Below are 21,888 nucleotides of genomic sequence, written 5' to 3'. Positions count from 1 at the left end.
ATGAATCCCGACATCCTCCTTGAGCGTGACGGCGTGATCGCCACCGTCACCCTCTTCAATCCGGAAAAGCTCAATGCGCTGAACGCGGCGATGTGGCGACGGCTGCGCGAAGTCATGGGCGAGCTGGCGGCCGACGCTTCACTGCGTTGCGTCATCGTGCGCGGCGAGGGCCCGGTCTTTGCCGCCGGCGGCGACCTCGAAGAATTCCGCACCGCGCGCGCCGATGTCGACCGGGCGCTGGCCTACCACGAGGCAGTGGGCGCCGCGCTGGCCGCCATCGAGTCCTGCCCGCATCCCACGCTGGCCGCGATCCTCGGCCCCTGCGTCGGCGGCGGCCTGGAAATCGCCTGTGCCTGCGACCTGCGCATAGCCGGCGACAGCGCGCGCTTCGGCGCGCCGATCATGAAGCTGGGCTTCTCCATGTACCCCGGCGAACTCGCGGGCTTCCTCAAACTGGCCGGCCCCGCCGTGGCCAAGGAAATCCTGCTTGAAGGACGCCTGCTGAGCGCCGCCGAGGCCTATGCCAAGGGCTTGTTGACGCGGATGGTGGCCGATGCCGAGCTGGAGCGCGAAGCGCAGGCAACGGCGGCGCGCATCGCCTCGGGCGCGCCGCTGGTGGCGCGCTGGCACAAGCAGTGGATCGCGCGGCTGATGGAGAATCGTCCCTTGAGCCTGGAAGAAAAGCGCGCGTCCTTCGCCTTCCTCGATACGCAGGATTACGCCGAAGGAATGGCGGCGTTTCTGGAAAAGCGGGCGCCGAAATTCACGGGCCGCTGAGGCTGGCAACCGCATGGTCGGCGAGCGCGAGGCTGGCCGTCAGGCCCGGTGATTCGATGCCGTACAGGTTGACCAAACCTGGCACGCCATGTTCGGCCGGACCTGAAACCAGAAAATCGCAGGCCGGCGCGCCGGGCGCGTGCGGCTTGGGTCGGATGCCGGCATAGGCGGGCAGCAGCGCGCCGTCGGGCAGTTGCGGCCAGTAGCGGCGCACCTCGGCGTAGAAGGCGTCGGCGCGTTCAGGCGCGACCGCGTAGTCGATGTTCTCGATCCATTCCACGTCGGGACCGAAGCGCGCCTGCCCGCCAAGGTCGAGCGTGAGATGCACCCCGAGGCCGGCTGCTTCCGGCACCGGGTAGATCAGGCGCGAGAACGGCGCGCGACCGGCCAGGGAGTAGTAGTTGCCTTTGGCATAGTGCAGCGGCGGCACGGATGCCGGCGACAGGCCGCGCAAGGCGCGGGCGATGCCCTGGGCGCCGAGTCCGGCGCAATTCACCACGCTTTGCGCCAGGATCGCCGTCTCGCCAGCGCCGACTCCTGCTTCGAGCATGATGCCGTCACGGTCGACGCGTCCGCCGCGCACCGGGCTGTTGAGCGCCAGCACGGCGCCGTCGCGTTCCGCGTCGCCCAGCAGCGAGAGCATCAGGGCGTGGCTGTCGATGATGCCGGTCGAGGGCGACAGCAGCGCGGCCGTGCATTCCAGCGCCGGTTCCAGCGCGCGGGCTTCATTGCGCGACAGGAATTGCAGGTCATCCACGCCATTGCTGCGGGCGGCCGCTGCGATGCCGTCGAGCCGTGCAAGCTGATCGTCGCGGGTGGCGACGATCAGCTTGCCGCAGCGCCGATGGCCGATGCCGCGCTCGGCGCAGTAGGCGTAGAGCATGCGGCGACCGGCGACGCACAGGCGCGCCTTGAGCGAGCCGGCGGCATAGTAGATGCCGGCATGGATCACCTCGCTGTTGCGCGCGCTGATGCCGGTGCCGAAGGCATTTTCGCTTTCGAGGATCAGCACTTCGCGGCCGGCGGCGGCCAGCTTGCGGGCCACGGCCAGGCCGATGACGCCGGCGCCGATGACGGCACAATCGATTTTATCCATGAGGAATTTGTGGCAGAGTGCCCCGATGTTCTGCCGCGAAGGATAACCGACATGAAGCCGAGACATTTCACGACATTTGCACTGATGGCGTTGCTCGCGCTGGCGGCAGCCTGCGTTCGCGCGGCGGACGCGGGCGCGCCGAACCGCGTGGTATTCCAGGTCAACGACGACGATTCGCGCAAGTGGAACACGGTGCTCACCAACATCAACAATGTGCAGGAAGAGCTGGGCAAGGTCGATGTCGCGGTGGTGGTCATCGGTCCGGCGCTGGGCATGCTCAAGGCCGAGGCGCTGACCGCGAACAAGGTGCAGGACGCGATGGCGGCCGGGGTGCGTTTCGTCGCCTGCGGCAATTCGATGACGGCGCAGAAGCTGGAGAAGGACGACATGATCGACGGCATTGCCTATGCCAGGGCGGGCTATGTTGAAATCATGCGCCTGCAGCAGCAGGGCTGGACCTACATCCGGCCATAGCCGGTTTGTATTTGCGCATAAACGCAGGGGCCGGCAGAGATCGCCGCCGGGCTGCTATGCTTGCGCGACTGCGCGTCAGACGCAGCGTCCATTTACCCGAGGAGAGAACCCATGTACAGCATTCCGCGTCAACTCGCCGCCGCCATCGCCTGCGCGGCCCTTGCCCTGCCCCTGAGCGTGCTTGCCGCCGACGAGCCGAAGAAGGCCGTTGCGGTGCAGAAGAAGAAGCCGGCCGCGAAGGCGCCGCAGAAGGAGCGCGTCGTCATCCAGGTCTCCGACGCCGATCCGCAGAAATGGAACCTCGCGCTCAACAACGCCAAGAACGTGCAGGCGGATCTCGGCGCCGACAAGACGGAGATCGAGATCGTGGCCTACGGTCCCGGCATCGGCATGCTCAAGGCCGACGCACTCATTGCCAACCGCATCGAGGAAGCCGTCGCCGCCGGGGTCAAGGTGGTGGCCTGCGAGAACACCATGCGCAACCTGAAGATCAGCCGCGACGACATGCACAAGAACATCGAATACGTGCCGGCCGGCGTGGTGCAGCTGATGCGCCGCCAGCAACAGGGCTATGCCTACATCCGTCCGTAACGCTCATGGCACCGAGCGCCACCCGCAGAAGGTGAAACACGCGAAAAGCGGTTTATTTCGCCCGCCCCCTTCCCCCTCACGGGGGGTTACCAAGCGGCGCGCTACGCGCGTAAGTCACAGGGAGCTCCAAACAAAGTGTTTCATTGCGTCAATCCGTTCGGTGATCCCCATGCTTGACTGGTCGAAGATCGATACCGTCCTGCTCGACATGGACGGTACGCTGCTCGACCTGCATTTCGACAACCACTTCTGGCAGACGCATCTGCCGCGGCGTTATGCCGAGTCGCGCGGGCTGTCGCCCGACGCCGGGCGCGAGGAACTGATGGCGCGCTATCACGGCCGGGCCGGCACACTGGAGTGGTACTCGGTGGATTTCTGGGAAACCGAACTCGAACTGGACATCATGCGCTTCAAGGAGGAAGTCGCGCATCTGATCGGCATCCATCCGCACGTGCCGGCTTTCCTCGACGCGGTGCGCGCCAGCGGCCGACGCGTGGTGCTGGCGACCAACGCGCACCACAAGAGCGTGACGCTGAAAATGGCGAAGACCGGCCTGACGCCACGCTTCGACGCCATCGTCAGTTCGCACGCGCTGGGCGCGGCGAAGGAGGAGCAGGCCTTCTGGCAGCGGCTGCAGGAAATCGAACCCTTCGATCCGGCGCGCACCCTGCTGGTCGATGACAGCCTGCCGGTGCTCGACAGCGCGCGGCGCTACGGCATCGCGCATCTGGTGGCGGTAAAGCGGCCGGACACCAAGCAGCCGGAAAAGCACACCGGCGATTACCCGGCGATTGACGATTTCTCGCAGTTGATGCCGCAGTAGCGGTTTGTTGCAGTGCCGCTTGACCTTTGCTGCCAAACCCCGGTATGTTGTATACAAAATACCGTATGCAATCATAAACCCTCGTGAAAACAAGGATCAATCGCTCATCGCTGTCGCAGCAGGCCATCGATTTGCTGCGCGAGCAAATCTACAACCACGTGCTGGCGCCGGGCCAGCGCCTGGATGAGGCGGTGCTCGCCGAGCAGTTGGGCATCAGCCGCACGCCGCTGCGCGAAGCGCTGAAAGTGCTCTCGGCCGAAGGCCTGGTCGATCTGCAACCGCACAAGGGCTGCTTTGTCACCGAACTGACCTTGCGCGACCTGGAAGAAATTTTTCCCATCATGGCCACGCTGGAAGGCCGCGTCGCCCACGAAGTGGCGAGCAAATGCACGCCGGCCCAGCTCAAGGCGCTCGACGCCCTGCATGAAAAGCTGGAAAGGCATGCCGCCGCCGGCGACGTGAATCACTACTACGAAACCAACTACGTCTTTCACGACCAGTTGCAGGAGTGCGCGGGTAACCGCTGGCTGCAGATCGTGATCGGCGATTTGCGCAAGCTGCTGAAACTGTCGCGCCACCATTCGCTGCGCCTGGAAGGCCGGCTCGCGGCCTCGCTGGCCGAGCATCGCGCGCTGATGCAGGCCTTGCATCGGCACGATGCCGATGCCGCCGAGGCGGTGATGCGCGGCCATCTGCTGGCGCAACTCGATGCGCTGCGCGAAATGTCATTGGCAACGGAGGCGGTCGATGGCTGAGGGCCTGGTGCAGCGGCTGAAGTCGATAGTCGGCGCTGGCGCTACGGCGAGCGTGAAGCCAAAACAGCTCGACCAATGGCGCCGGCAACTGGCCGAATGCGCCGAAGCGAAGGGTGGCGAGGTTTCGGCGCGCACGCGGGCGGCGGCACTGGCGCAGACCTACCTCGAACTCGACGATGTCGGGCGCCATGCTTTCCTGCGTCTGATTTCGCTCGAATTCGGCCCGGATCCGGCGCGTGTGGCGACGGCCCACGCAGCCTATCAGGCCGCAGTCGGCAGCGAGCGCCAATGGGATGCCGAAGCCGCCTTGCGCGCGGCCTTGCGTTCGGCGCGCATCCGGATACTCACCCAGTTCAACGCGATCCCGCAGGGTGTGAAATTTCTGGTCGATCTGCGCGCCGACCTGCTGCGCTACCTCGATGAAGATGCCGAGCTGTCGCCGCTCGATCGCGAACTCGAATCGCGGCTGGCGGCGTGGTTCGACGTCGGCTTCCTCGAACTGCAGCGCATCACCTGGGCGTCGCCGGCGGTGCTGCTGGAGAAGCTGATCAAGTACGAGGCGGTGCACGAAATCCGCTCCTGGACCGACCTCAAGAACCGGCTCGATTCGGATCGCCGCCTTTACGCCTTCTTCCATCCGCGCATGCCGATGGAACCGCTGATCTTCGTCGAGGTGGCGCTCACCGACCACCTCGCCGACAGCGTGCAGGCCCTGCTCGACGAGCACGCGCCGGTGTTCGACGCGCGCCGCGCCGATACCGCGATCTTCTATTCGATCTCGAATACGCAGACGGGTCTGCGCGGCGTGTCCTTCGGCAACTTCCTGCTGAAGCGCGTGATCGACGATTTGCAGCGCGACTTCCCCAAGCTCAGGCATTTCGCCACCCTGTCGCCGCTGCCCGGATTCTCGTCGTGGGCCAGAAAAAATCCGCAGGAGCTGGCCGCCGCCGGGCTCGAACCCGACCTTGCGCAACTCGCGGCCGGCGAATGGGCGAAGGATCGCGCCCTGGCGCGCAAGACCAATGAATCCCTGTCCCAACTGGCGGCGCGCTACCTGACGCAGGCCAAGTCCGGCCGCGGCGACGGCAGGTTGCCGCTGGACCCCGTCGCCCGTTTTCATCTGGGCAACGGCGCCCGCCTCGAACGCATCAATCCGCTGGGCGACGCTTCACCCAACGGCATGAAGCAGTCCTTCGGCGTCATGGTCAATTATCTGTATGACCTCGACGAACTGGAGGAGAACGTTGAAAGCTTTGCCCGCGAGGGCACCATCGCCACATCGGCCGCCGTCAGGCGTCTGGCACGGCAGAAACAAAACTAAACGAGGAGACAAACCATGCGACGCAATTTCCTGAAAGGCGCTGTGGCTGCCATCGGCATTCTTGCATTGGGCTGCGGCAGCGCACCCGTGCTGGCCCAGGCCAAAGTCATCAAGATTTCCCACCAGTTCCCCGGCGGCACCATCGACGAAGGCGATTTCCGCGATCGCCTGGTGCGCAAGTTTGCCGCCGAGGTGGAAAAGAAGAGCAACGGCACGCTCAAGTTCGAGATCTATCCGGCCGCTTCGCTGATGAAGGCGGTGCCGCAGTACAAGGCCTTGTCGACCGGCGCCCTCGACATGTCGCTGTATCCGCTGGCCTATGCCGGCGGCGAATTCCCCGCCGCCAACCTGACCCTGATGCCGGCCCTGATCACCAGCTACGAACAGGGCCTGCGCTGGAAGGACGCGCCGATCGGCAAGGAATTGACCCGCCTGCTCGACGAGCGCAACGTCAAGATCGTCACCTGGGTCTGGCAGGCCGGCGGCATCGCCGCCAAGGGCAAGCCGGTGGTGAGCCCAGACGATGCCAAGGGCATGAAGGTGCGCGGTGGCAGCCGCGAGGTGGACCTGATGATCAAGGCCGCCGGCGGCGCCGTGACCAATGTGGCGTCGAACGAGATCTACAGCGCGATGCAGTCAGGCGTGCTGGATGCCGCGATCACGTCGAGCACCTCGCTGATCAGTTTCCGCCTGCACGAGACCTCGGACCATCTCACCGCCGGGCGCAAGCATTCCTTCTGGTTCATGTTCGAGCCACTCCTGATGTCGAAGAAGACTTTCGATGCGCTGACGCCGGCACAGCAGAAGATCGTCATGGAAGTCGGCGCCTCGCTGGAGAAGTTCGGCATGGACGCCGCCAAGGCCGACGACGAGCGCGTGGTCGAGGTCTATACCAAGGCCGGACGCAAGGTGGTCGACATGGACAGGGCGGCCTTCGACAAGTGGCGCGAAGTGGCCAAGGCTTCGGCCTGGAAGGATTTCGAAGAGAAGGTCAAGGATGGCAAGCAGTTGTTCGACATGGCCGTGGCGGTCAAGTAATTCCCTTCCCAGCCCATCCGTGACTTTGTCGCTCACCTTGCCGTGCCATTCGCACTGCCTGCGGTTCGTCTTCGCGTCACAAATGACCTGAAAAGGGAATTCGACAATGCGTAAATTGTGGCGGCAATTCAGCCGTGCGGTGACCGCGATCAACACCCTGACCGGCTACCTGTCCGGGGTGTTGATCGTGATCTGCAGCGGCGTCCTCGTCTTCGAGGTGGTGGTGCGCTACTGGCTCAACTGGCCGACCGACTGGGAAATCGAAATGTCGATCATGCTGTTGATCGTTGCCACCTTCATGAGCGCGGCGTTTACCCAGGCGTCGCGCGGGCATGTCGGCATCGAGGTGCTCGATTCACTCCTGTCCGAGCGCGCCAACCGCTGGCGCGGTGTGGTCGGCGACATCCTGTCGATGGCCTTCTGCCTGTTCATCGCCTGGCATGCCTGGAAGTTCTTCCATGAAGCCTGGGCGGACGGCAAGATGAGCAACACTGCCTGGGCGCCCAAGCTGTGGCCCGCCTACCTGTTCATGGCGCTGGGCATGACCATGCTCTCGCTGCAAATGCTGGTGCAACTCGGCGACCAGCATCTCCACGCGCATCGGGAGGACGAGGAATGAGCCCGCAAAAAGCATTCGGTCCGCAGATTTCGCCGATTGACGCAGATGGCGCAGCGCATTGCCTGGATGAACGTCATCACGTCTCGGACGGGCCATGCGGGCTGTTCGCTCAGTGGTTTTCTCTGCGTAATCTGCGTCATCTGCGGACTGAACCGGGGTTCTTGGGATGAGTACGCTCCAGGTAGGAATCCTGTTCGGCGTCGCCACCTTCGTCGCACTGTTCTCCGGAATGCCGATCGCATTCGCGGTCGGCGGCGTGGCCCTGGTCTTCATGCTGTTCTACATGCCCAGCGAAACCGTGGGGCTGGTGGCCGAAACCCTGTATTCCGAACTCGACAATTTCGTGCTGCTGACGATCCCGCTGTTCGTCCTGATGGGCGCGGCGATCGGCAAGTCGCGCGCCGGCGGCGACCTGTATTCCTCGCTCAACCGCTGGATGGGGCGCATTCCCGGTGGTCTCGGCGCTGCCAACGTCATGGCCTGTTCGGTGTTCGCCGCGATGTGCGGATCGAGCCCGGCCACCTGTTCGGCGATTGGCTCCTCGGGCATCCCGGAAATGCGCAAGCGCGGCTACTCGTCCGGGCTGGCGGCCGGCATCATCGCCGCCGGCGGCACGCTGGGCATCCTGATCCCGCCGTCCTTGACGCTGATCCTCTACGGCGTGGTCACCGAGCAGTCGATCGGCAAGCTGTTCATGGCCGGCGTCGGCCCCGGCCTGCTGCTTACCGCGCTGTTCATCGTCTGGGTGGTGATCCAGTTCCGCCGCGAGCAGGCGCGCGCGCGCGCGCAAGGCGACAACACGGAAATCCTGCGCGTGGAAAACTTCACCTGGCGCGAGAAGTTCGAGACCATTCCGCGGCTGGCGCCCTTCATCGCCATCATCGTCATCATCATGGTCGCGCTCTACGGCGGCTGGGCGACGCCGTCGGAAGTCGCCGGCATCGGCGCCTTCGCTTCGCTCTTGATGGTGATGATGATCTACGGCTGCTGGCGCTGGACGGAGATGAAGGCCATCCTCGGCGGCACGGTGCGCGAATCGACCATGGTCATGATGATCATCGCCATGAGCTTCCTCTACACCTATGTCATGAGCTACCTGCACATCACGCAGGAAGTCGCCGCGTGGATGGTCGGCCTGCCGCTGGGCAAGTGGGGCTTCTTCATCGCCGCCAACATCCTGCTGGTGGTGCTGGGCTTCTTCCTGCCGCCGGTGGCGATCATCCTGATGGTGACGCCGATCATCCTGCCGGCGCTGAAGGCGCACGGCATCGACCTGGTCTGGTTCGGCGTGGTCATGACCATCCTCATGGAAATGGGCCTGATCCATCCGCCGGTCGGCCTCAACCTGTTCGTCATCAACTCGATCGCGCCCGACATCAAGCTTTCCGAAATCATCTGGGGCACGCTGCCCTTCATCGGACTGATGATTCTGTCCATCGTGCTGCTGGCCTTCTTTCCGGACATCGCGCTGTGGCTGCCGAACAACGTCAAATGACACAAACCGATTCATGAACCAGAACCTGTATTCGCTGCTGTCGGCGCATTTCCCGAAGAATCCCGCCGCAGCCTGCATGATCCTGCCCGATGGCAGGGTGTGGACCTATGGCGACATCCAGCGCGCCTCGGCGCGCATGGCCAACCTGATCGTCGGGCGCGGCCTCAAGCCGGGCGACCGCGTCGCGGCCCAGGTGGAAAAGACGCCCGAAGCGCTGGTACTCTACCTTGCCGCGATTCGCGCCGGCATGGTGTTCCTGCCGCTGAATCCGGCCTACCAGCGCCACGAGCTGGAGTACTTTCTCGGCGACGCGAAACCGGGCCTCTTCGTCTGTCGACCGCAGATGCGCACGCTGGCCGCAGAGCTGGCGGCGAAGGCCGGCGTGCCGCATGTATTGGAACTCGACGACACCGGACGCGGTTCGCTGATCGATGCCGCGACGCCGCAGTCGGATATTTTTTCCACGGTGGCAAGGACGACCGGCGACCTCGCCGCGATCCTCTACACCTCGGGCACCACCGGCCGCTCGAAGGGCGCCATGCTGACGCACGGCAACCTCGCGCACAACGCGAGGACGCTGCATGCGTATTGGCACTTTCAGTCCGGCGACGTGCTGCTGCACATGCTGCCGACTTTCCACGTGCATGGCCTGTTCGTCGCCTGCCATTGCGTGTTGCTGAACGGCTCGGCGATGTTCTTCGAGCCGAAGTTCGACGCGGCGCGCGCCATGCAGCTGCTGCCGCAATCGACCGTGTTCATGGGCGTGCCGACCTATTACGTGCGCCTGCTGCTCGATCCCGCCTTCGGCCGCGACACCTGCCGCAACATCCGCCTGTTCGTCTCCGGTTCGGCGCCGCTGCTGAAGGAAACCTTCGACGAGTTCAGGCAGCGCACCGGCCACACGATACTCGAGCGCTACGGCATGACCGAGGGCGGCATGTTTACCTCGAATCCGTATGAAGGAGAGCGGCGTGGCGGCACGGTGGGCTTTCCGTTGCCGGGAACCTCATTGCAGATAGTCGGCGCTGGCGGTACGGCGACAAAGCCGGGCGTCGTCGGCAACATCCAGGTCAAGGGCGACAACGTCTTCGTCGGCTACTGGGGCATGCCGGAAAAGACCCGGGAGGAATTCACCGCCGAGGGTTTCTTCAAGACCGGCGACATGGGCAGCTTCGATGCCGACGGCTACGTGACGATCAGCGGCCGCTCGAAGGACCTGGTGATCACCGGCGGACTCAATGTCTATCCGAAGGAAATCGAGGAACTCATCGACGCCATGCCCGGCGTGGTCGAATCGGCGGTGATCGGCCTGCCGCATCCCGATTTTGGCGAAGCGGTGACGGCCGTGGTGGTGCGCCAGAAGAACGCGGAAGGCAGGGCGCTCACCGAGTCCGGTATCATCGGCGCCATCAAGGACAAGCTGGCGAACTTCAAGGTGCCCAAGTGGGTCTATCTGGTCGACGAACTGCCGCGCAACGCCATGGGCAAGGTGCAGAAGAACATCCTGCGGAAGAACTATTCGCCGATGACCCCTCGCTGAGAGCTTGCGAACAAATCTACTGCGCGTGCCGGATCGGGGCTTGGGCGGTGCTCGCTATCCTCATGTACAGAAACGTACATTCCGGTAGCTGCGCTCCGGCCGCACCCCGCTGCGGCCCGCTCGCTACGATTTTTTCACAAGCTCTGAGGCTGGCGTGCTGAATTTCCTGCCGGCGCCGCTGCTCGGCCTGATCGCCTCGCTGCTGCTGGCGCTCAACGCGCTGTTCTGGGTGCCGATCCTGCTGGCGTTCGCAATCATCAAGCTGATCCTGCCGTTCAAGGCTGTGCGCCTGCGCATCGACCCTGTGCTGGTGTCCATCGCCGAGACGTGGATTTCCGGCAACAGCGGCTGGATGGCATTGACCCAGCGCACCAAGTGGGATGTCGAAGGCATTGCCGGGCTGGATCCGCACAACTGGTATCTGGTCAACTGCAATCACCAGACCTGGGCCGACATCTTCGTCCTGCAGCACTTGTTCAATCGCCGCATTCCGCTGCTGAAATTCTTCATCAAGCAGCAGCTGAAATGGGTGCCGGTGATGGGCCTGGCCTGGTGGGCGCTGGATTTTCCCTTCATGCGCCGCCACGGCGAGGACTACCTCAAGCTGCATCCGGAAATGCGCGGCAAGGACCAGGCGGCCACGCGCCGCGCCTGCGAGAAATTCGCCCTGATCCCGACCAGCGTCATGAACTTTCTCGAAGGCACGCGCTTCACGCCGGCCAAGCACCAGCGCCAGCAATCGCCCTACCGCCATCTGCTCAAGCCCAAGGCCGGCGGCATCGCGCTGGCGCTCAATGCCATGGGCGACCGCTTTCAGGCCATCCTCGACGTCACCATTGTCTATCCGGATGGCGCGCCGAATTTCTGGGAGTTTCTCTGCGGCAAACTCAAGCGCGTGATCGTGCGGGTACAGATCCTGCCGGTCCCCGAGCATCTGATGCACAGCGATTACGCGGGCGATGCCGAGGTGCGCGCGGCCTTCCAGCGCTGGGTGCAGCAATTGTGGCAGGACAAGGACGCGCAGATTGCGCGCTTGCTGACGGGGGCAAAGACCTGAGGCCATGAATCCCAATCTCACCGACATCAGTCACGTCATTCAGCTGGCAGTCGCGCCGGTCTTCCTGCTCACCGCGATCGCGACGCTGATCAACGCGCTGAACACGCGCCTGGGACGGATTGTCGATCGGCGGCGCGTGGTGCAGGAGCGACTGCAGACCTGCGAGCCCGCCGACGCCGAGGCGGCAGCCACGGAAATCGGCAACCTCCATCGTCGCACGCGGCTGATCTATTACGCGATCTTCTGCGCCGTGCTGTCCGCGCTGTTGGTGTGCCTGGTGGTTGCCGGCGCCTTCCTCGGCGCCCTGCTCGGCATCGATCTGGCGCGCAGCGTGGCGACGGTGTTCATCGGCGCGATGCTGGCGATGATCTCCGGCCTCAGCCTGTTCCTGCGCGAAGTCTATCTGGCCGTGCGCACCGCGGCGCACCACCGCCACTGAACTTGCGCCACGCACTGGCCACCGTTTTGCTCGGCCCGGTGTTGCTGGCACAGGGCCGTCGCGTGCGCCGCACGGTGCCCGTGTTGCCGGAAGCCGACGGGCCGCGCGAAGGGGAGGTCGGCAGCGGCACGCCGCTGCGACTGCTGATCCTCGGCGATTCGGCCGCCGCCGGTGTCGGCGCGCCGACGCAGGACGAGGCTCTCTCCGGGCAGCTCGCCGTGTCGCTGGCGCCGACTTTCCGGCTGCGCTGGAAGCTGCTGGCCTTCACCGGCGCCACCACGGCCGACATGCTGGACCATCTGCGAGGATTACCGGCGGAGACGTTCGACGTGGTCGTCACCTCGCTGGGCGTGAACGACGTCACGGGGCGCGTATCGCTGGCGGCATGGCGCCGCGCGCAGCGGGAATTGATCGCCGTGCTGCAAGCGCGCTTCGGCGCGCGTCATCTGCTGCTGTCCGGCCTGCCGCCGATGCACCGCTTTCCGGCGCTGCCGCAGCCCTTGCGCTGGTATGTCGGCAGTCGCGCGCGCGATTTCAACCGGGTGCTGGCGAAGGTGGCGGCGAGCCGCCCCGGCTGCGAGTTCCTCGCCCTCGGCCATGAGATGATGGACGCCCCGGCCATGGCCGGCGACGGCTTCCATCCGGGGCCGCCGATTTACGCCCTCTGGGCGCGCGAAGCCGCGTGCCGCATCGTGCAACGCATGGAGCAGACCACATGATCGACCTCTATTACTGGACCACCCCGAACGGCCACAAGATCACGATGTTTCTCGAAGAAACGGGCCTGCCCCATCGCATCGTGCCGATCAACATCGGCAAGGGCGAGCAGTTCGCGGCGGACTTCCTGAAAATTGCGCCGAACAACCGGATTCCGGCCATCGTCGACCACGCGCCGGCCGATGGCGGTGCGCCGATTTCGCTGTTCGAATCGGGCGCGATCCTGCTGTATCTGGCCGACAAGACCGGAAAATTCATTGCCCCCGATCTGCGCGGCCGCACCGAAACCATCCAGTGGCTGTTCTGGCAGATGGGCGGGCTCGGGCCGATGGCCGGGCAGAACCACCATTTCACGCAGTACGCCCCCGAGCCGGTGCCCTATGCCATCGAACGCTACGTCAAGGAAACCGCGCGGCTGTACGCGGTGCTCAACAAGCAGCTGGCCGATCGCGAGTTCATCGCCGGCGGCTATTCGATCGCCGACATGGCCTGCTACCCGTGGATCGTGCCGCACGAGAAACAGCGGCAGAACCTGGATGATTTTCCGCACCTGAAACGCTGGTTTGCCGCGATTCGCGAACGACCGGCGACGCAGCGGGCCTATGCGCTGGCAAAGGAGATCAATCCGGCGCCGGTGGTCAGTGAAGATGCCAAACGCATCCTGTTCGGGCAGGATGCCAGCGTCGTCAAACGCTGAAACAACTGACCGGAGGCGCGGCTGACACTCGCGCGCAGCGCGCCGACTGGTAACCCCCGCGAGGGGCGAGGCGGGAATTCGCGACGCATGCGTCGCGCCGCCGCAGCCGGCTGGCTGTGCAAAGCCAGCCGTGGGCCGCGTAGCGGAAGGGGGGCGGGCGACCAATTCGCCCTTCGCGTGTTTCATCCTCGGTGGATGGCGCTCGGCGCCATGAGCGTTAACTCAGCAAGCCGTGCAGCATCTTGCTCGCCAGCAGCGCGAGGAAGCCGCCGAAGGCGCGCTTCAGTTGCTTCACCGGCAGCTTGTGCGCAAGCCGGGCGCCGACCGGCGCCATCATGAAGCTGATGGCGACGACGCCGACGAAGGCCGGCAGATAGACGAAGCCCAGCGAGTATTCCGGCAGCCCCGATGTCTTCAGGCCGCTGACGATGTAGCCGACGGTGCCGGCCACGGCGATCGGGAAGCCGAGCGCCGATGAGGTGCCGACTGCCTGGTGAATCACCACGTTGCAGAACACCATGAAGGGAATGGTCAGGAAGCCGCCGCCGGCGGCGACCAGGCTCGACACGATGCCCACCAGCGTACCGGCGACGACCATGCCGAAGCTTCCCGGCAACTGGCGGTGCGGCTTTGGCTTGAAGTCGAGCATCATCTGTACCGAGGCGTAATACACGATGGCGGTGAATACCATGGCCAGCGGTCGCGTCGGCACCCAGGTGGCGAAGAAGGAACCGGACAGCGTACCGACCACCAGTCCCGGCGCGAAACTTTTCACGATGTCCCAGCGCACGGCGCCGTGGCTGTGATGCGCGCGCATGCTGGCGATCGAGGTGAACACGATGGTCGCCATCGAGGTGCCGAGCGCCAGATGCATGCTGTGCTCCACCGGAAAGTTCTGCGCCGTGAAAATCATGAACAGCAAGGGCACGATGGTCAGTCCGCCGCCGACGCCGAACAGGCCGGCGACGAAGCCGGCGAAGACGCCCAGCAGCGGATAGCTCAGCCACCAGAGCGTCATTTCGATGCCTTCATCAGCTTGCCGGTGATGAACTTCCATTCCGCCGGGTCGACCGGGGTGATCGACAGGCGGTTGCCTTTCTGCAGGGCCCGCAGATGGGCGAGTTCAGGGTGCGTGCGCAGTTCGTCGAGGCCGACCAGACGCGTTTTCTTCACGACGCGCACATCGACATTCACCCAGCGCGGGTTTTCCGGAGTGGATTTCGGGTCGAAGTAGGGGCTGTCGGGATCGAACTGGGTGCGGTCCGGATAGGCCAGCTGCGATACTTCGGCCAGCCCCGCAATGCCCGGCTCGGGGCAGGACGAGTGATAGAACAGCACGCCATCGCCGACCTGCATCTGGTCGCGCATGAAGTTGCGTGCCTGGTAGTTGCGCACGCCCCACCAGTCGACCGTCTGCTGCGGCATCGCCAGCACGTCGTCGATGCCCACCACCGCGGGCTCGGTTTTCATCAGCCAGTAGCGCGGCATTACTCCGCGTCCATGCCGAGCTGCTGGACCCAGGTCAGCGATTCGCCGAGGATTTCTCCCAGCAGGCCAAGACTGGCATTGGCCCCATATGGGCTGAGCAGTTCCTGGACGCCGGCGACGTCATTGTCGTCGTAACGTTCCGTGAGCGCGAACAGCTTGCCGAGCGTGCCCTCGCGGTGCGTCAACGCCAGCCGCACGTCGTTGCCGACCGCGATCTGCGCCAGCACATCCGTCATCGACATGCCCAGCGCGGCGGGGACCACCGACATCAGGCCGGTAATGAAGGCCGGATCGCGCAGATCCCTTTGCCCCGGATGCAGCTTTTCGACCAGCAGTTCCATGAAGCGCCCGCGCAGCGCGGCCAGTTGCAGCAGCGGATTGTGGGCAAGATCGATGTCGGCGCCGCGACTGAACAGCAGCAACTGCAGCCAGCGCTGCAACTGGCGCCGGCCCAGCACGGTGATGGCGTGGCGCACCGAGGTGATGCGCGCCCGCGCGCCGACGCCGACCGAATTGGTCAGCCGCAGGAGATTGATGACGAGTGCCGGTTCGGTGCGGAAGGCGGCGTCGAGGCGGGCCGGGTCGGCGTCATCCGCCACCAGTTTTATCAGGCGCAACAGGCCCTGGGTCGAGGCGTCCAGCTTGCGCCCCTCCACGATCACGGGCTTGGCGAAGTAGTAGCCCTGGAACAACTGGAAGCCGAGCAGCCGGCAGAGTTCCATCTGCGACTGGGATTCGACGTGGGCGGCAACCAGCAGGCGGCGCGTGGTGCCCAGTGCCCGTGCCGAGGTTTGCAACTGATCGCCGGCCAGGCCGTCGATGTTGATCTTGAGCCAGGTGGCGAGGTCGACCAGCGGCCAGAGGTGGTCGCCGACATCGGTGACGCCGGACAGCGAAAAGGCATATCCCTTGGCCTTGAGTTCCTGGCAACGGGGCAGCAGTGCCGGATTGTCGAAGGCCACCACATCGATTTCGAGCACGACGATGTCTTTCGGCAGCAATTCGACCAGATCGCTTTCGAGGAACAGGGCATCGACATTGATGAAGGCGCGCACCTGGCCGAAGACATTGGCCAGGCCCAGTTCGGCGAAGGCCTTGCAGACCACGTCGGCGGTCGCCGCCTTGGCGGCCGTGGCGCTATCGACATGAGCGGAGTTTTCCGCCGAGGCACGGAACAGCAGTTCGTAACCCGCCAGCCCCTGATCCTTGTCGAGGATCGGCTGGCGGCCGATGAACACTTCCCGCAGTTGATCGCGTATCTGGGGTGCTTGATCACTCATGGGTTCAAAACGAAGCTTAGGTAGCGGCAGGTGCCTGCTGTTTCGGCGGTGAGAGTATCAAACATCACTAAAAAAGGGCGCGGAATCTTAGTTTCGGCCGCTTCGCTTAACGCCGAAAAGCCGGCATTAGCCTGCACTGAAACTTCGTTTTCCGCGCCCTGCTGACAGATTCCCCCGCGAGTGCCGTTTGGCCGGCATCCTGAACCTGGGTTCAGAGAGGCCACTTTCCTGCCGCTTCAGGTTCGCTCACCGGGAGCGATCACAACAGCGGCGTCTTTGGGCTGCGGCCGGTGCCAATTAGCATTGGTTCAAGGAATGTATGGCCTTGGCGAACACCGCAGGGGAAACCCGGAGAGGCCCAGCTCGACGAATCGGGGGCGGAAAACCCGCGGAACAGCGTTCAGAACAACTGTTCGTGCTGCGCCAGCGATTCGTCGAGCTTGGCCTCGATGGAATTTATTCTACGCTGAATCGATTCGCTTTCAAGTGCCGCGGCGGCATCCGCCGGGGTGTTCTTTACGGTGAGCAGTTCATGGGCCAGATTCAGTGCCGCCATGACGGCGAGGCGTTCTCCGCTGGCGCGCGCGCCGCTGGATGTCTTGTCGCCGATTTCCTTCAGCTTGTCGTCGAGAAAGGCCACGGCGGCAAGCAGCGACTCGCGTTCCGCCGGTTCGCAGGCAACACGGTATTCCTTGCCCAGCAGCTTGACCTCAAGGGTATTGCTCATTCGTCGGGCAACCGCGTCATCAGTGCTTCAAGGCGCTCGCGCGTGACGTCGATCTTCTTTGCCAGCGCGGCATTTTCGGTTTCCAAGCCCGTCACGTTGGCGCGCAGGGCCTGATTCTCGCTGCGCAGGCTGGCGCACACGGCCAATATCTGTTCGACCTTGTGCTCAAGGTGATCGAGGGAAACGCTCATGGCCGCAAGTTTCCGGTAAAAGTCCAATCAGGTCAAGCAACAAGCCTGCAAACTGAATGTGCTTTGACAGCCGCCGCCGGTAAATGGCCCCCGCTCTGGCAAAATGGGCACATGCCCATTGAAGCCTTTTCTCCGGCCAGCCTGCGCCGTGCGCTGGTGATCAAGCTGCGCCATCACGGCGATGTGCTGCTCGCTACACCCGTGCTTTCGATGCTGAAGCGCCTCGTCCCCCAATGCGAAGTGGATGCGCTGGTCTACGCCGATACTGCGTTGATGCTCGAAGGCCATCCGGCGCTGGCGCAACTGCACCTGATCGACCGCAACTGGAAGCGGCAGGGGATGTTGTCGCAGGCCGCGGCCGAATGGAAACTGATGTCCGGATTGCGGTCGCGGCATTACGATCTTGTGGTGCATCTTTCGGTGCATACGCGCGGCGCCTGGATGGTGCGCCTGCTGCGGCCGCACTGGTCGGTGGCGCCACGCTCGCGTGAAGGATTCTGGGCAAAAAGTTTTACCCACCTTTATCCGGCGCAATCGCATGGCGACCGCCACACGGTGGATACCAACCTCGACAGCCTGCGCGCGCTCGGGTGTGAACCGACGCCCGCGGACATGCGCGTGACCATGGTGCCGGGGCCAGCGGCGGAGTCGCACGTGGCGGAATTGCTGGCGCGGCATGGCTTGGCGCAGGGCGGCTTCGTCCATGTCCATCCCGCATCGCGCTGGACCTTCAAGTGCTGGCCGGCGGATCGTGTGGCGGCCTTGTGCGACGTGCTCGCGGCGAAGGGCCTGCCCATCGTGCTGACGTCGGCACCGGATGCGAAGGAGAAGGCGCTGATTGACGCCGTGTGTGCCGCGCGCGACGCCGTTACCTGCCCGCGAAGCGGAATTCCAGGTACGCAGAGCGCGCCAGCGCCGACTATTGACCTTTCCGGGCAGCTCTCGCTCAAGGAACTCGCGGCGCTTACGGCGCAGGCGAAGCTATTCGTCGGCGTCGATTCGGCGCCGATGCACATCGCCGCCGCGATGGGCACGCCGGTGGTCGCCATCTTCGGCCCGTCGGGTGATCGGGAATGGGGGCCGTGGGGCGACGTTGGGAATAATCCCCATCGCGTCGTTGCCTCGAACACCCATCCCTGTCGCCCCTGCGGCATGGCTGGCTGCAATGACAGCAAGGTCAGCGATTGCCTGACGACGCTGCCAGTCTCGCAAGTACTGGCGGCCTGCGAGGAGCTGTTGGCGTGAAGCTTGCCATCGTCCGCCAGAAATACACCCCCTTCGGCGGCGCCGAGCGCTTCGTCGAGCGCGCGCTGGCGGCGCTGCGGGCGAAGCACGTCGATGTCTCGATCGTCGCGCGCCAATGGCAGGGCGAGGCTGCGGGCGACATGCAGTACGTGCGCGTCGATCCCTTCTATCTCGGCCGCACTTGGCGCGACGCCGGGTTTGCGCGCGGCGTGCAGCGCCTGATGGCGCAGAAGCGTTTCGACCTGGTGCAAAGCCACGAGCGCATCCCCGGCTGCGACATCTACCGCGCCGGCGACGGGGTCCATGCCTCCTGGCTGGAACTGCGCAACAAGGCCTTCGACCGGCTGGCGCCGTGGCATCGTTACACACTGGTGGCGGAGGCGGAGATGTTCCGCCACCCGAGCCTGCGCACGGTGATCTGCAACTCGCGCATGGTGCGGGACGACATCGCGCGCCGCTTCGGCGTTGCCGACGAAAAGTTGCAGGTGATCTATAACGGCGTCGATCTTGAGGCCTTCCATCCGCGCTTGCGCGAGGAACACGGTCGGGCCTTGCGCGAGAAGATCGGCGTTGGCGAGACGGCGCCGGTAATCCTTTTCGTCGGTTCGGGTTATGAACGCAAGGGCCTGCCGACCCTGCTCCATGCCTTGTCGCGAATGTCGCGCAACGATGCCCGGCTCTGGGTGATCGGCCGCGACAAGCACGAGACGCTGATGCGCAAGCTGGCGCAGACGCTGGGCGTCGATGAGCGCGTGCTGTTCCTCGGCGCGCAGGCCGACGTCAAGCCGTTCTACGGCGCGGCCGATGTATTCGCCCTGCCCACGCGCTACGATCCCTTTCCCAATGCCGCGCTGGAGGCGCTGGCCTGCGGCCTGCCGCTGGTCACGACGACTACTTGCGGCGCGGCGGAACTGGTTACGCCGACGAACGGCAGGGTGATCAGCGCAGGCGACGCCACAGCATTGGCGGCGAGTCTGGATGCGTTGTGCGCGACAGCTTCGGTAATGCGCGATGCCGCCCGTGCCAGCGTCGCCCATCTCGATCTGGCGCAGATGGCGGCGCAGTTGATGGCGCTTTATTCGCGCTTGATTTGACCTTCGGCGTCGGCCACCACCGGCCGCAGGCGCTCGACGAAGGCTTCGAAGGAAAAGCGCGCGAGGTGCGACCCGGCCAGTTCTGGTCTCGGCTTGGCGCGGCCCGCCAGCAGTTCGTCCAGCAGTCTCCCGAAATCGCCCCCGGCGTCCTGTCGCGGATCACGGTAGAGAAAGCCGGTCAGGTCGTTGACCACGGTTTCGGTGAAGGGCGGTGCATTGACGGCGATTACCGGCGTGCCGCAGGCTTGCGCCTCGATGATGTTGAGGCCCAGCGCCTCCTTTTCCGGGAGGCCGGAAAGCAGATAGTCGAGCTGCGGGTAGATGTCGGCGACATTGCCCTGCTGGCCCCAGAAGCGCACCTGTCCGGCGGGCAGCTCCGCGAGTGCGCGGTCGAGGTCGCGCACCGAGGCATAGCCGCCGCTACCGAAGATTTCCAGATGTACCTGTGGATGACGTGCGAGTACCGGCGCCAGATTCGAGAACAGCAGCGGGAACTGCTTGATCGGCGTCAGGCGCGAGACGATGCCCAGCGTAAGGCCGGGCCGCCGCTCGAAGGCCGGATGCGGCCGCAGCATTTCGACCAGCGGCTCGAGCCAGCCCAGCAGGCGGTCGCGACCCTTGCGTCGATCCCAGTCGTAGCGGCTGCTGCGGCGTATCTCCCCGCCGCCGGGGCGGTTCGCGAGGTCGGCGACGCCGTACAGCGGCTCGTCCCAGGCCGGCAGATCCGCTGCCTGGAGGCCGTCACGCACCCAGCCGGAAACTGCGTAGATGCGATCGTGGTCGGCGAAGGCGGCGGGATCGCGGCCCTGCACCGGCATGTGCGCGATGGCGGTGCGCAGGCGCCCCGGAAGCACGGCACGCAAGCCGGAGGGCAGCGGGCCGTGTGACAGCAGCCAGACAGGTCCGGCGGGCAAATGCTGCGGCAGATCGGTGGCATCGGCGACGGCGATGCGCTCGGTGTCGGCAGGCAGTCCGAGCCGGTCCCAGAAGCCGGCGCGCGGATGGACCAGCAGGCGCGTCGGCATGCCGAGCTGCGACAGCGCGCGGCAGAGGAAGGCGGTGTACACCTCGCCGCCGCCGAAGTGCGGCTGGAGGTTGATCTGCACGAGCTTCATGGTTCGTCCGGCTTCTCGTGCATGCCGGCGACCAGCACGCCGACGACAAATGAAAAGAGGCCAAGCCGCCAGCCGGAGAGGTGTCCGTCGAGCAGGCAGCGCAGCATATAGCCACCGACGAAGAACGCCAGCAGGAGTGCCTGGGCATCTTGTCGTTCGCGGAATTGTCGCCAACCCGCGCGGATAGCAACACCAGCCGTCGTCAATAGTAACGCCAGTCCGACGAAACCCGTGCCCAAGGCGAAATCGAGCCAGCCGCTGTGGCTGCTGATCATCCCGGAGTGGCCATGCTTCATCGCGATGGCGCGCCCGAAGGCATCGTGACCGAAGCCGATGCCGAGCGGGTGGTCGGCGAGAAAATCGATGGATTGGCGCGCCATTGCAGCGCGAAGATAGGCCGAGGTTTCGAGCGGATCGCCCGAGGGCGTTGCCGGCGGCGATATCTTATGCCCCGGCTCGCCATCGCCGGTCAGCCAGTAGGTGTTGTTCGATGTCCAGCCGATGACGATGGATTCGCGCAGACTCTGCCACCGGTGATCGAAGCGGAACGAACTGGCCGCGATCAGTGCAACGGCGCCAAGCGCGACAATGGCGAGCCGCCGCCGGTGCGATTGTGCATTCAGCAGGACGAGGCTGCCCGCCGCCAGAATGGCCACCGAGACAACCGTGCTGTTGCGCGACTGCAGTGCGACGTCGGCCGCCAGGGACAGCGCCAGCAGCGCCCATCCGCCGCGCTGCCCGAGCGCCAGCGGAGAATGGCTGCTGCGGGTCCATGCCAGGCGATCCGCCACCAGCAGGGCAAGCAGGTAGCTGTTCAGCGTGCCGTGGAAATCATAGGCGCCAAAGGGTGTTGCCTTGAAAGGCCAAGCACCGATCTTCAGCCACAGCGTGATCTGCCATCCCAGCAGCCAGACCATATGTGCGGCCAGCGCTATCACCACGACCTGCGCCGCGCGTTCCCGTGGCAGTTGCGTTGCGGCCCAGGCACCAACGCCACCGAGCAGCAGCGGCATCATCCAATTGGCGCGGAACTGGTCGAGCGCGAGAGTCGGCGATGGCGCTACGGTGACGGAATGGAAAGCGATCCAGCTGGTGAGCGCAATCAGGCACCAGGCGGCCGGCTTCATCCATGATGCGGGTTTCGGCAGCGAGGTGCGACCGATCCATACCAGCCCGACCAACCCGACCAGCAACAACAGGTTACGCAGCGCAATGGTATGCGGAATCGGAAAGATGAATGCAACCGCCGCAAGCCATGCGGCGAACTGCCACTGCTTGGCACTACATCCGGCGTAGCCTCCCATTCGGT

The 21,888-nt window shown here is 64.8% G+C and carries 24 protein-coding genes and 1 other RNA gene; 16 read left to right on the top strand and 9 right to left on the bottom strand.

Annotated elements, in window-relative coordinates:
• Positions 1 to 777: an enoyl-CoA hydratase/isomerase family protein gene (locus SUTH_RS17705; RefSeq protein ID WP_041101151.1), complete on the top strand. Its 777-nt coding sequence runs from the start codon at positions 1 to 3 to the stop codon at positions 775 to 777.
• On the opposite strand, the gene SUTH_RS17700 is transcribed toward SUTH_RS17705, so the two are convergent.
• Positions 764 to 1,873: an NAD(P)/FAD-dependent oxidoreductase gene (locus tag SUTH_RS17700; protein ID WP_041101149.1), complete on the bottom strand. Its 1,110-nt coding sequence runs from the start codon at positions 1,871 to 1,873 to the stop codon at positions 764 to 766. The genes SUTH_RS17705 and SUTH_RS17700 overlap by 14 nt on opposite strands.
• A 51-nt stretch (positions 1,874 to 1,924) precedes the next feature.
• On the opposite strand from SUTH_RS17700, the gene SUTH_RS17695 reads away from it, so the two are divergent.
• From SUTH_RS17695 to SUTH_RS17635, 13 genes are all read left to right on the top strand, one after another.
• A complete protein-coding gene (locus tag SUTH_RS17695) occupies positions 1,925 to 2,347 on the top strand; it encodes a DsrE family protein (protein ID WP_041101147.1) in 423 nt (140 codons plus the stop codon).
• Positions 2,348 to 2,458: 111 nt separating this feature from the next.
• Positions 2,459 to 2,938, top strand: coding sequence for a DsrE family protein (locus SUTH_RS17690; protein WP_041101145.1), 480 nt, complete (start codon positions 2,459 to 2,461; stop codon positions 2,936 to 2,938).
• 169 nt (positions 2,939 to 3,107) lie between these two features.
• Positions 3,108 to 3,761, top strand: a complete 654-nt coding sequence (gene yrfG, locus SUTH_RS17685; protein WP_041101143.1) for a GMP/IMP nucleotidase — start codon at positions 3,108 to 3,110, stop codon at positions 3,759 to 3,761.
• 83 nt (positions 3,762 to 3,844) lie between these two features.
• Positions 3,845 to 4,516 (top strand): GntR family transcriptional regulator, encoded by a 672-nt coding sequence (locus SUTH_RS17680; RefSeq protein WP_041101141.1) that lies wholly within the window; start codon positions 3,845 to 3,847, stop codon positions 4,514 to 4,516.
• Entirely contained in the window at positions 4,509 to 5,837 is a 1,329-nt protein-coding gene (locus tag SUTH_RS17675) for a malonyl-CoA decarboxylase domain-containing protein (RefSeq protein WP_041101138.1), read from the top strand. Before SUTH_RS17680 ends, SUTH_RS17675 begins: the two co-directional genes overlap by 8 nt.
• 15 nt (positions 5,838 to 5,852) lie before the next feature.
• Positions 5,853 to 6,875, top strand: coding sequence for a TRAP transporter substrate-binding protein DctP (gene dctP / locus SUTH_RS17670; RefSeq protein WP_041101137.1), 1,023 nt, complete (start codon positions 5,853 to 5,855; stop codon positions 6,873 to 6,875).
• 106 nt (positions 6,876 to 6,981) lie between these two features.
• Positions 6,982 to 7,494: a TRAP transporter small permease subunit gene (locus tag SUTH_RS17665; RefSeq protein WP_148312973.1), complete on the top strand. Its 513-nt coding sequence runs from the start codon at positions 6,982 to 6,984 to the stop codon at positions 7,492 to 7,494.
• A gap of 166 nt (positions 7,495 to 7,660) precedes the next feature.
• Positions 7,661 to 8,989 (top strand): TRAP transporter large permease, encoded by a 1,329-nt coding sequence (locus SUTH_RS17660; RefSeq protein ID WP_041101135.1) that lies wholly within the window; start codon positions 7,661 to 7,663, stop codon positions 8,987 to 8,989.
• A 13-nt stretch (positions 8,990 to 9,002) separates the two neighbouring features.
• Positions 9,003 to 10,529, top strand: coding sequence for a malonate--CoA ligase (locus SUTH_RS17655; protein ID WP_041101133.1), 1,527 nt, complete (start codon positions 9,003 to 9,005; stop codon positions 10,527 to 10,529).
• A gap of 154 nt (positions 10,530 to 10,683) precedes the next feature.
• The gene (locus SUTH_RS17650) at positions 10,684 to 11,586 is read left to right on the top strand and encodes an acyltransferase (protein ID WP_041101131.1); all 903 of its coding nucleotides are present in this window, start codon (positions 10,684 to 10,686) and stop codon (positions 11,584 to 11,586) included.
• Between the two features lie 4 nt (positions 11,587 to 11,590).
• Positions 11,591 to 12,025, top strand: a complete 435-nt coding sequence (locus SUTH_RS17645) for a DUF2721 domain-containing protein (RefSeq protein WP_041101129.1) — start codon at positions 11,591 to 11,593, stop codon at positions 12,023 to 12,025.
• A gap of 2 nt (positions 12,026 to 12,027) precedes the next feature.
• Positions 12,028 to 12,744, top strand: a complete 717-nt coding sequence (locus tag SUTH_RS17640) for an SGNH/GDSL hydrolase family protein (RefSeq protein ID WP_041101127.1) — start codon at positions 12,028 to 12,030, stop codon at positions 12,742 to 12,744.
• Positions 12,741 to 13,439, top strand: coding sequence for a glutathione binding-like protein (locus SUTH_RS17635; protein WP_041101125.1), 699 nt, complete (start codon positions 12,741 to 12,743; stop codon positions 13,437 to 13,439). Before SUTH_RS17640 ends, SUTH_RS17635 begins: the two co-directional genes overlap by 4 nt.
• A gap of 217 nt (positions 13,440 to 13,656) precedes the next feature.
• Here SUTH_RS17635 and SUTH_RS17630 read toward each other — a convergent pair whose 3' ends face one another.
• From SUTH_RS17630 to zapB, 6 genes are all read right to left on the bottom strand, one after another.
• Positions 13,657 to 14,457, bottom strand: coding sequence for a sulfite exporter TauE/SafE family protein (locus SUTH_RS17630; protein WP_041101123.1), 801 nt, complete (start codon positions 14,455 to 14,457; stop codon positions 13,657 to 13,659).
• Positions 14,454 to 14,927 (bottom strand): EVE domain-containing protein, encoded by a 474-nt coding sequence (locus tag SUTH_RS17625; RefSeq protein WP_041101121.1) that lies wholly within the window; start codon positions 14,925 to 14,927, stop codon positions 14,454 to 14,456. The genes SUTH_RS17630 and SUTH_RS17625 overlap by 4 nt, the downstream gene beginning before the upstream one ends.
• Positions 14,927 to 16,207, bottom strand: a complete 1,281-nt coding sequence (locus SUTH_RS17620; RefSeq protein ID WP_052473768.1) for an EAL and HDOD domain-containing protein — start codon at positions 16,205 to 16,207, stop codon at positions 14,927 to 14,929. Before SUTH_RS17620 ends, SUTH_RS17625 begins: the two co-directional genes overlap by 1 nt.
• 167 nt (positions 16,208 to 16,374) lie before the next feature.
• Positions 16,375 to 16,554, bottom strand: a non-coding RNA gene (gene ssrS, locus SUTH_RS18865) — 6S RNA.
• A gap of 53 nt (positions 16,555 to 16,607) precedes the next feature.
• Complete coding sequence (locus SUTH_RS17615) at positions 16,608 to 16,934, bottom strand: cell division protein ZapA (RefSeq protein WP_041101119.1); 327 nt, start codon at positions 16,932 to 16,934, stop codon at positions 16,608 to 16,610.
• Positions 16,931 to 17,125 carry a cell division protein ZapB gene (zapB, locus tag SUTH_RS17610; RefSeq protein WP_052473767.1) on the bottom strand — a complete coding sequence of 65 codons (195 nt, stop codon included), beginning with the start codon at positions 17,123 to 17,125 and terminating at the stop codon, positions 16,931 to 16,933. Before zapB ends, SUTH_RS17615 begins: the two co-directional genes overlap by 4 nt.
• Positions 17,126 to 17,236: 111 nt before the next feature.
• Between zapB and rfaQ the strand changes: the two genes are divergently transcribed.
• Together rfaQ and SUTH_RS17600 are read left to right on the top strand one after the other, a co-directional pair.
• Positions 17,237 to 18,370 carry a putative lipopolysaccharide heptosyltransferase III gene (gene rfaQ / locus SUTH_RS17605; protein WP_041101117.1) on the top strand — a complete coding sequence of 378 codons (1,134 nt, stop codon included), beginning with the start codon at positions 17,237 to 17,239 and terminating at the stop codon, positions 18,368 to 18,370.
• Positions 18,367 to 19,464, top strand: a complete 1,098-nt coding sequence (locus SUTH_RS17600) for a glycosyltransferase family 4 protein (protein WP_041101115.1) — start codon at positions 18,367 to 18,369, stop codon at positions 19,462 to 19,464. The genes rfaQ and SUTH_RS17600 overlap by 4 nt, the downstream gene beginning before the upstream one ends.
• Here SUTH_RS17600 and SUTH_RS17595 read toward each other — a convergent pair.
• Positions 19,446 to 20,579 (bottom strand): glycosyltransferase, encoded by a 1,134-nt coding sequence (locus SUTH_RS17595; protein ID WP_041101113.1) that lies wholly within the window; start codon positions 20,577 to 20,579, stop codon positions 19,446 to 19,448. The genes SUTH_RS17600 and SUTH_RS17595 overlap by 19 nt on opposite strands.
• Positions 20,576 to 21,883: an O-antigen ligase family protein gene (locus tag SUTH_RS17590; protein ID WP_041101111.1), complete on the bottom strand. Its 1,308-nt coding sequence runs from the start codon at positions 21,881 to 21,883 to the stop codon at positions 20,576 to 20,578. Before SUTH_RS17590 ends, SUTH_RS17595 begins: the two co-directional genes overlap by 4 nt.
• Positions 21,884 to 21,888 lie beyond the last annotated feature (5 nt).

Source organism: Sulfuritalea hydrogenivorans sk43H (genome assembly GCF_000828635.1).
GTDB lineage: Bacteria > Pseudomonadota > Gammaproteobacteria > Burkholderiales > Rhodocyclaceae > Sulfuritalea > Sulfuritalea hydrogenivorans.
Note: the sequence above shows the minus strand (reverse complement) of the source record. Positions and strands in the feature narration are given on the sequence as shown.

Excerpts from the sequence above, each read along its gene's own strand:
- SUTH_RS17705 (WP_041101151.1), top strand. The coding sequence starts at position 1 with ATGAATCCCGACATCCTCCTTGAGCGTGACGGCGTGATCGCCACCGTC.
- SUTH_RS17700 (WP_041101149.1), bottom strand. The coding sequence starts at position 1,873 with ATGGATAAAATCGATTGTGCCGTCATCGGCGCCGGCGTCATCGGCCTG.
- SUTH_RS17695 (WP_041101147.1), top strand. The coding sequence starts at position 1,925 with ATGAAGCCGAGACATTTCACGACATTTGCACTGATGGCGTTGCTCGCG.
- SUTH_RS17690 (WP_041101145.1), top strand. The coding sequence starts at position 2,459 with ATGTACAGCATTCCGCGTCAACTCGCCGCCGCCATCGCCTGCGCGGCC.
- yrfG (WP_041101143.1), top strand. The coding sequence starts at position 3,108 with ATGCTTGACTGGTCGAAGATCGATACCGTCCTGCTCGACATGGACGGT.
- SUTH_RS17675 (WP_041101138.1), top strand. The coding sequence starts at position 4,509 with ATGGCTGAGGGCCTGGTGCAGCGGCTGAAGTCGATAGTCGGCGCTGGC.
- dctP (WP_041101137.1), top strand. The coding sequence starts at position 5,853 with ATGCGACGCAATTTCCTGAAAGGCGCTGTGGCTGCCATCGGCATTCTT.
- SUTH_RS17665 (WP_148312973.1), top strand. The coding sequence starts at position 6,982 with ATGCGTAAATTGTGGCGGCAATTCAGCCGTGCGGTGACCGCGATCAAC.
- SUTH_RS17660 (WP_041101135.1), top strand. The coding sequence starts at position 7,661 with ATGAGTACGCTCCAGGTAGGAATCCTGTTCGGCGTCGCCACCTTCGTC.
- SUTH_RS17655 (WP_041101133.1), top strand. The coding sequence starts at position 9,003 with ATGAACCAGAACCTGTATTCGCTGCTGTCGGCGCATTTCCCGAAGAAT.
- SUTH_RS17645 (WP_041101129.1), top strand. The coding sequence starts at position 11,591 with ATGAATCCCAATCTCACCGACATCAGTCACGTCATTCAGCTGGCAGTC.
- SUTH_RS17635 (WP_041101125.1), top strand. The coding sequence starts at position 12,741 with ATGATCGACCTCTATTACTGGACCACCCCGAACGGCCACAAGATCACG.
- SUTH_RS17630 (WP_041101123.1), bottom strand. The coding sequence starts at position 14,457 with ATGACGCTCTGGTGGCTGAGCTATCCGCTGCTGGGCGTCTTCGCCGGC.
- SUTH_RS17625 (WP_041101121.1), bottom strand. The coding sequence starts at position 14,927 with ATGCCGCGCTACTGGCTGATGAAAACCGAGCCCGCGGTGGTGGGCATC.
- SUTH_RS17620 (WP_052473768.1), bottom strand. The coding sequence starts at position 16,207 with ATGAGTGATCAAGCACCCCAGATACGCGATCAACTGCGGGAAGTGTTC.
- SUTH_RS17615 (WP_041101119.1), bottom strand. The coding sequence starts at position 16,934 with ATGAGCAATACCCTTGAGGTCAAGCTGCTGGGCAAGGAATACCGTGTT.
- zapB (WP_052473767.1), bottom strand. The coding sequence starts at position 17,125 with ATGAGCGTTTCCCTCGATCACCTTGAGCACAAGGTCGAACAGATATTG.
- rfaQ (WP_041101117.1), top strand. The coding sequence starts at position 17,237 with ATGCCCATTGAAGCCTTTTCTCCGGCCAGCCTGCGCCGTGCGCTGGTG.
- SUTH_RS17595 (WP_041101113.1), bottom strand. The coding sequence starts at position 20,579 with ATGAAGCTCGTGCAGATCAACCTCCAGCCGCACTTCGGCGGCGGCGAG.
- SUTH_RS17590 (WP_041101111.1), bottom strand. The coding sequence starts at position 21,883 with ATGGGAGGCTACGCCGGATGTAGTGCCAAGCAGTGGCAGTTCGCCGCA.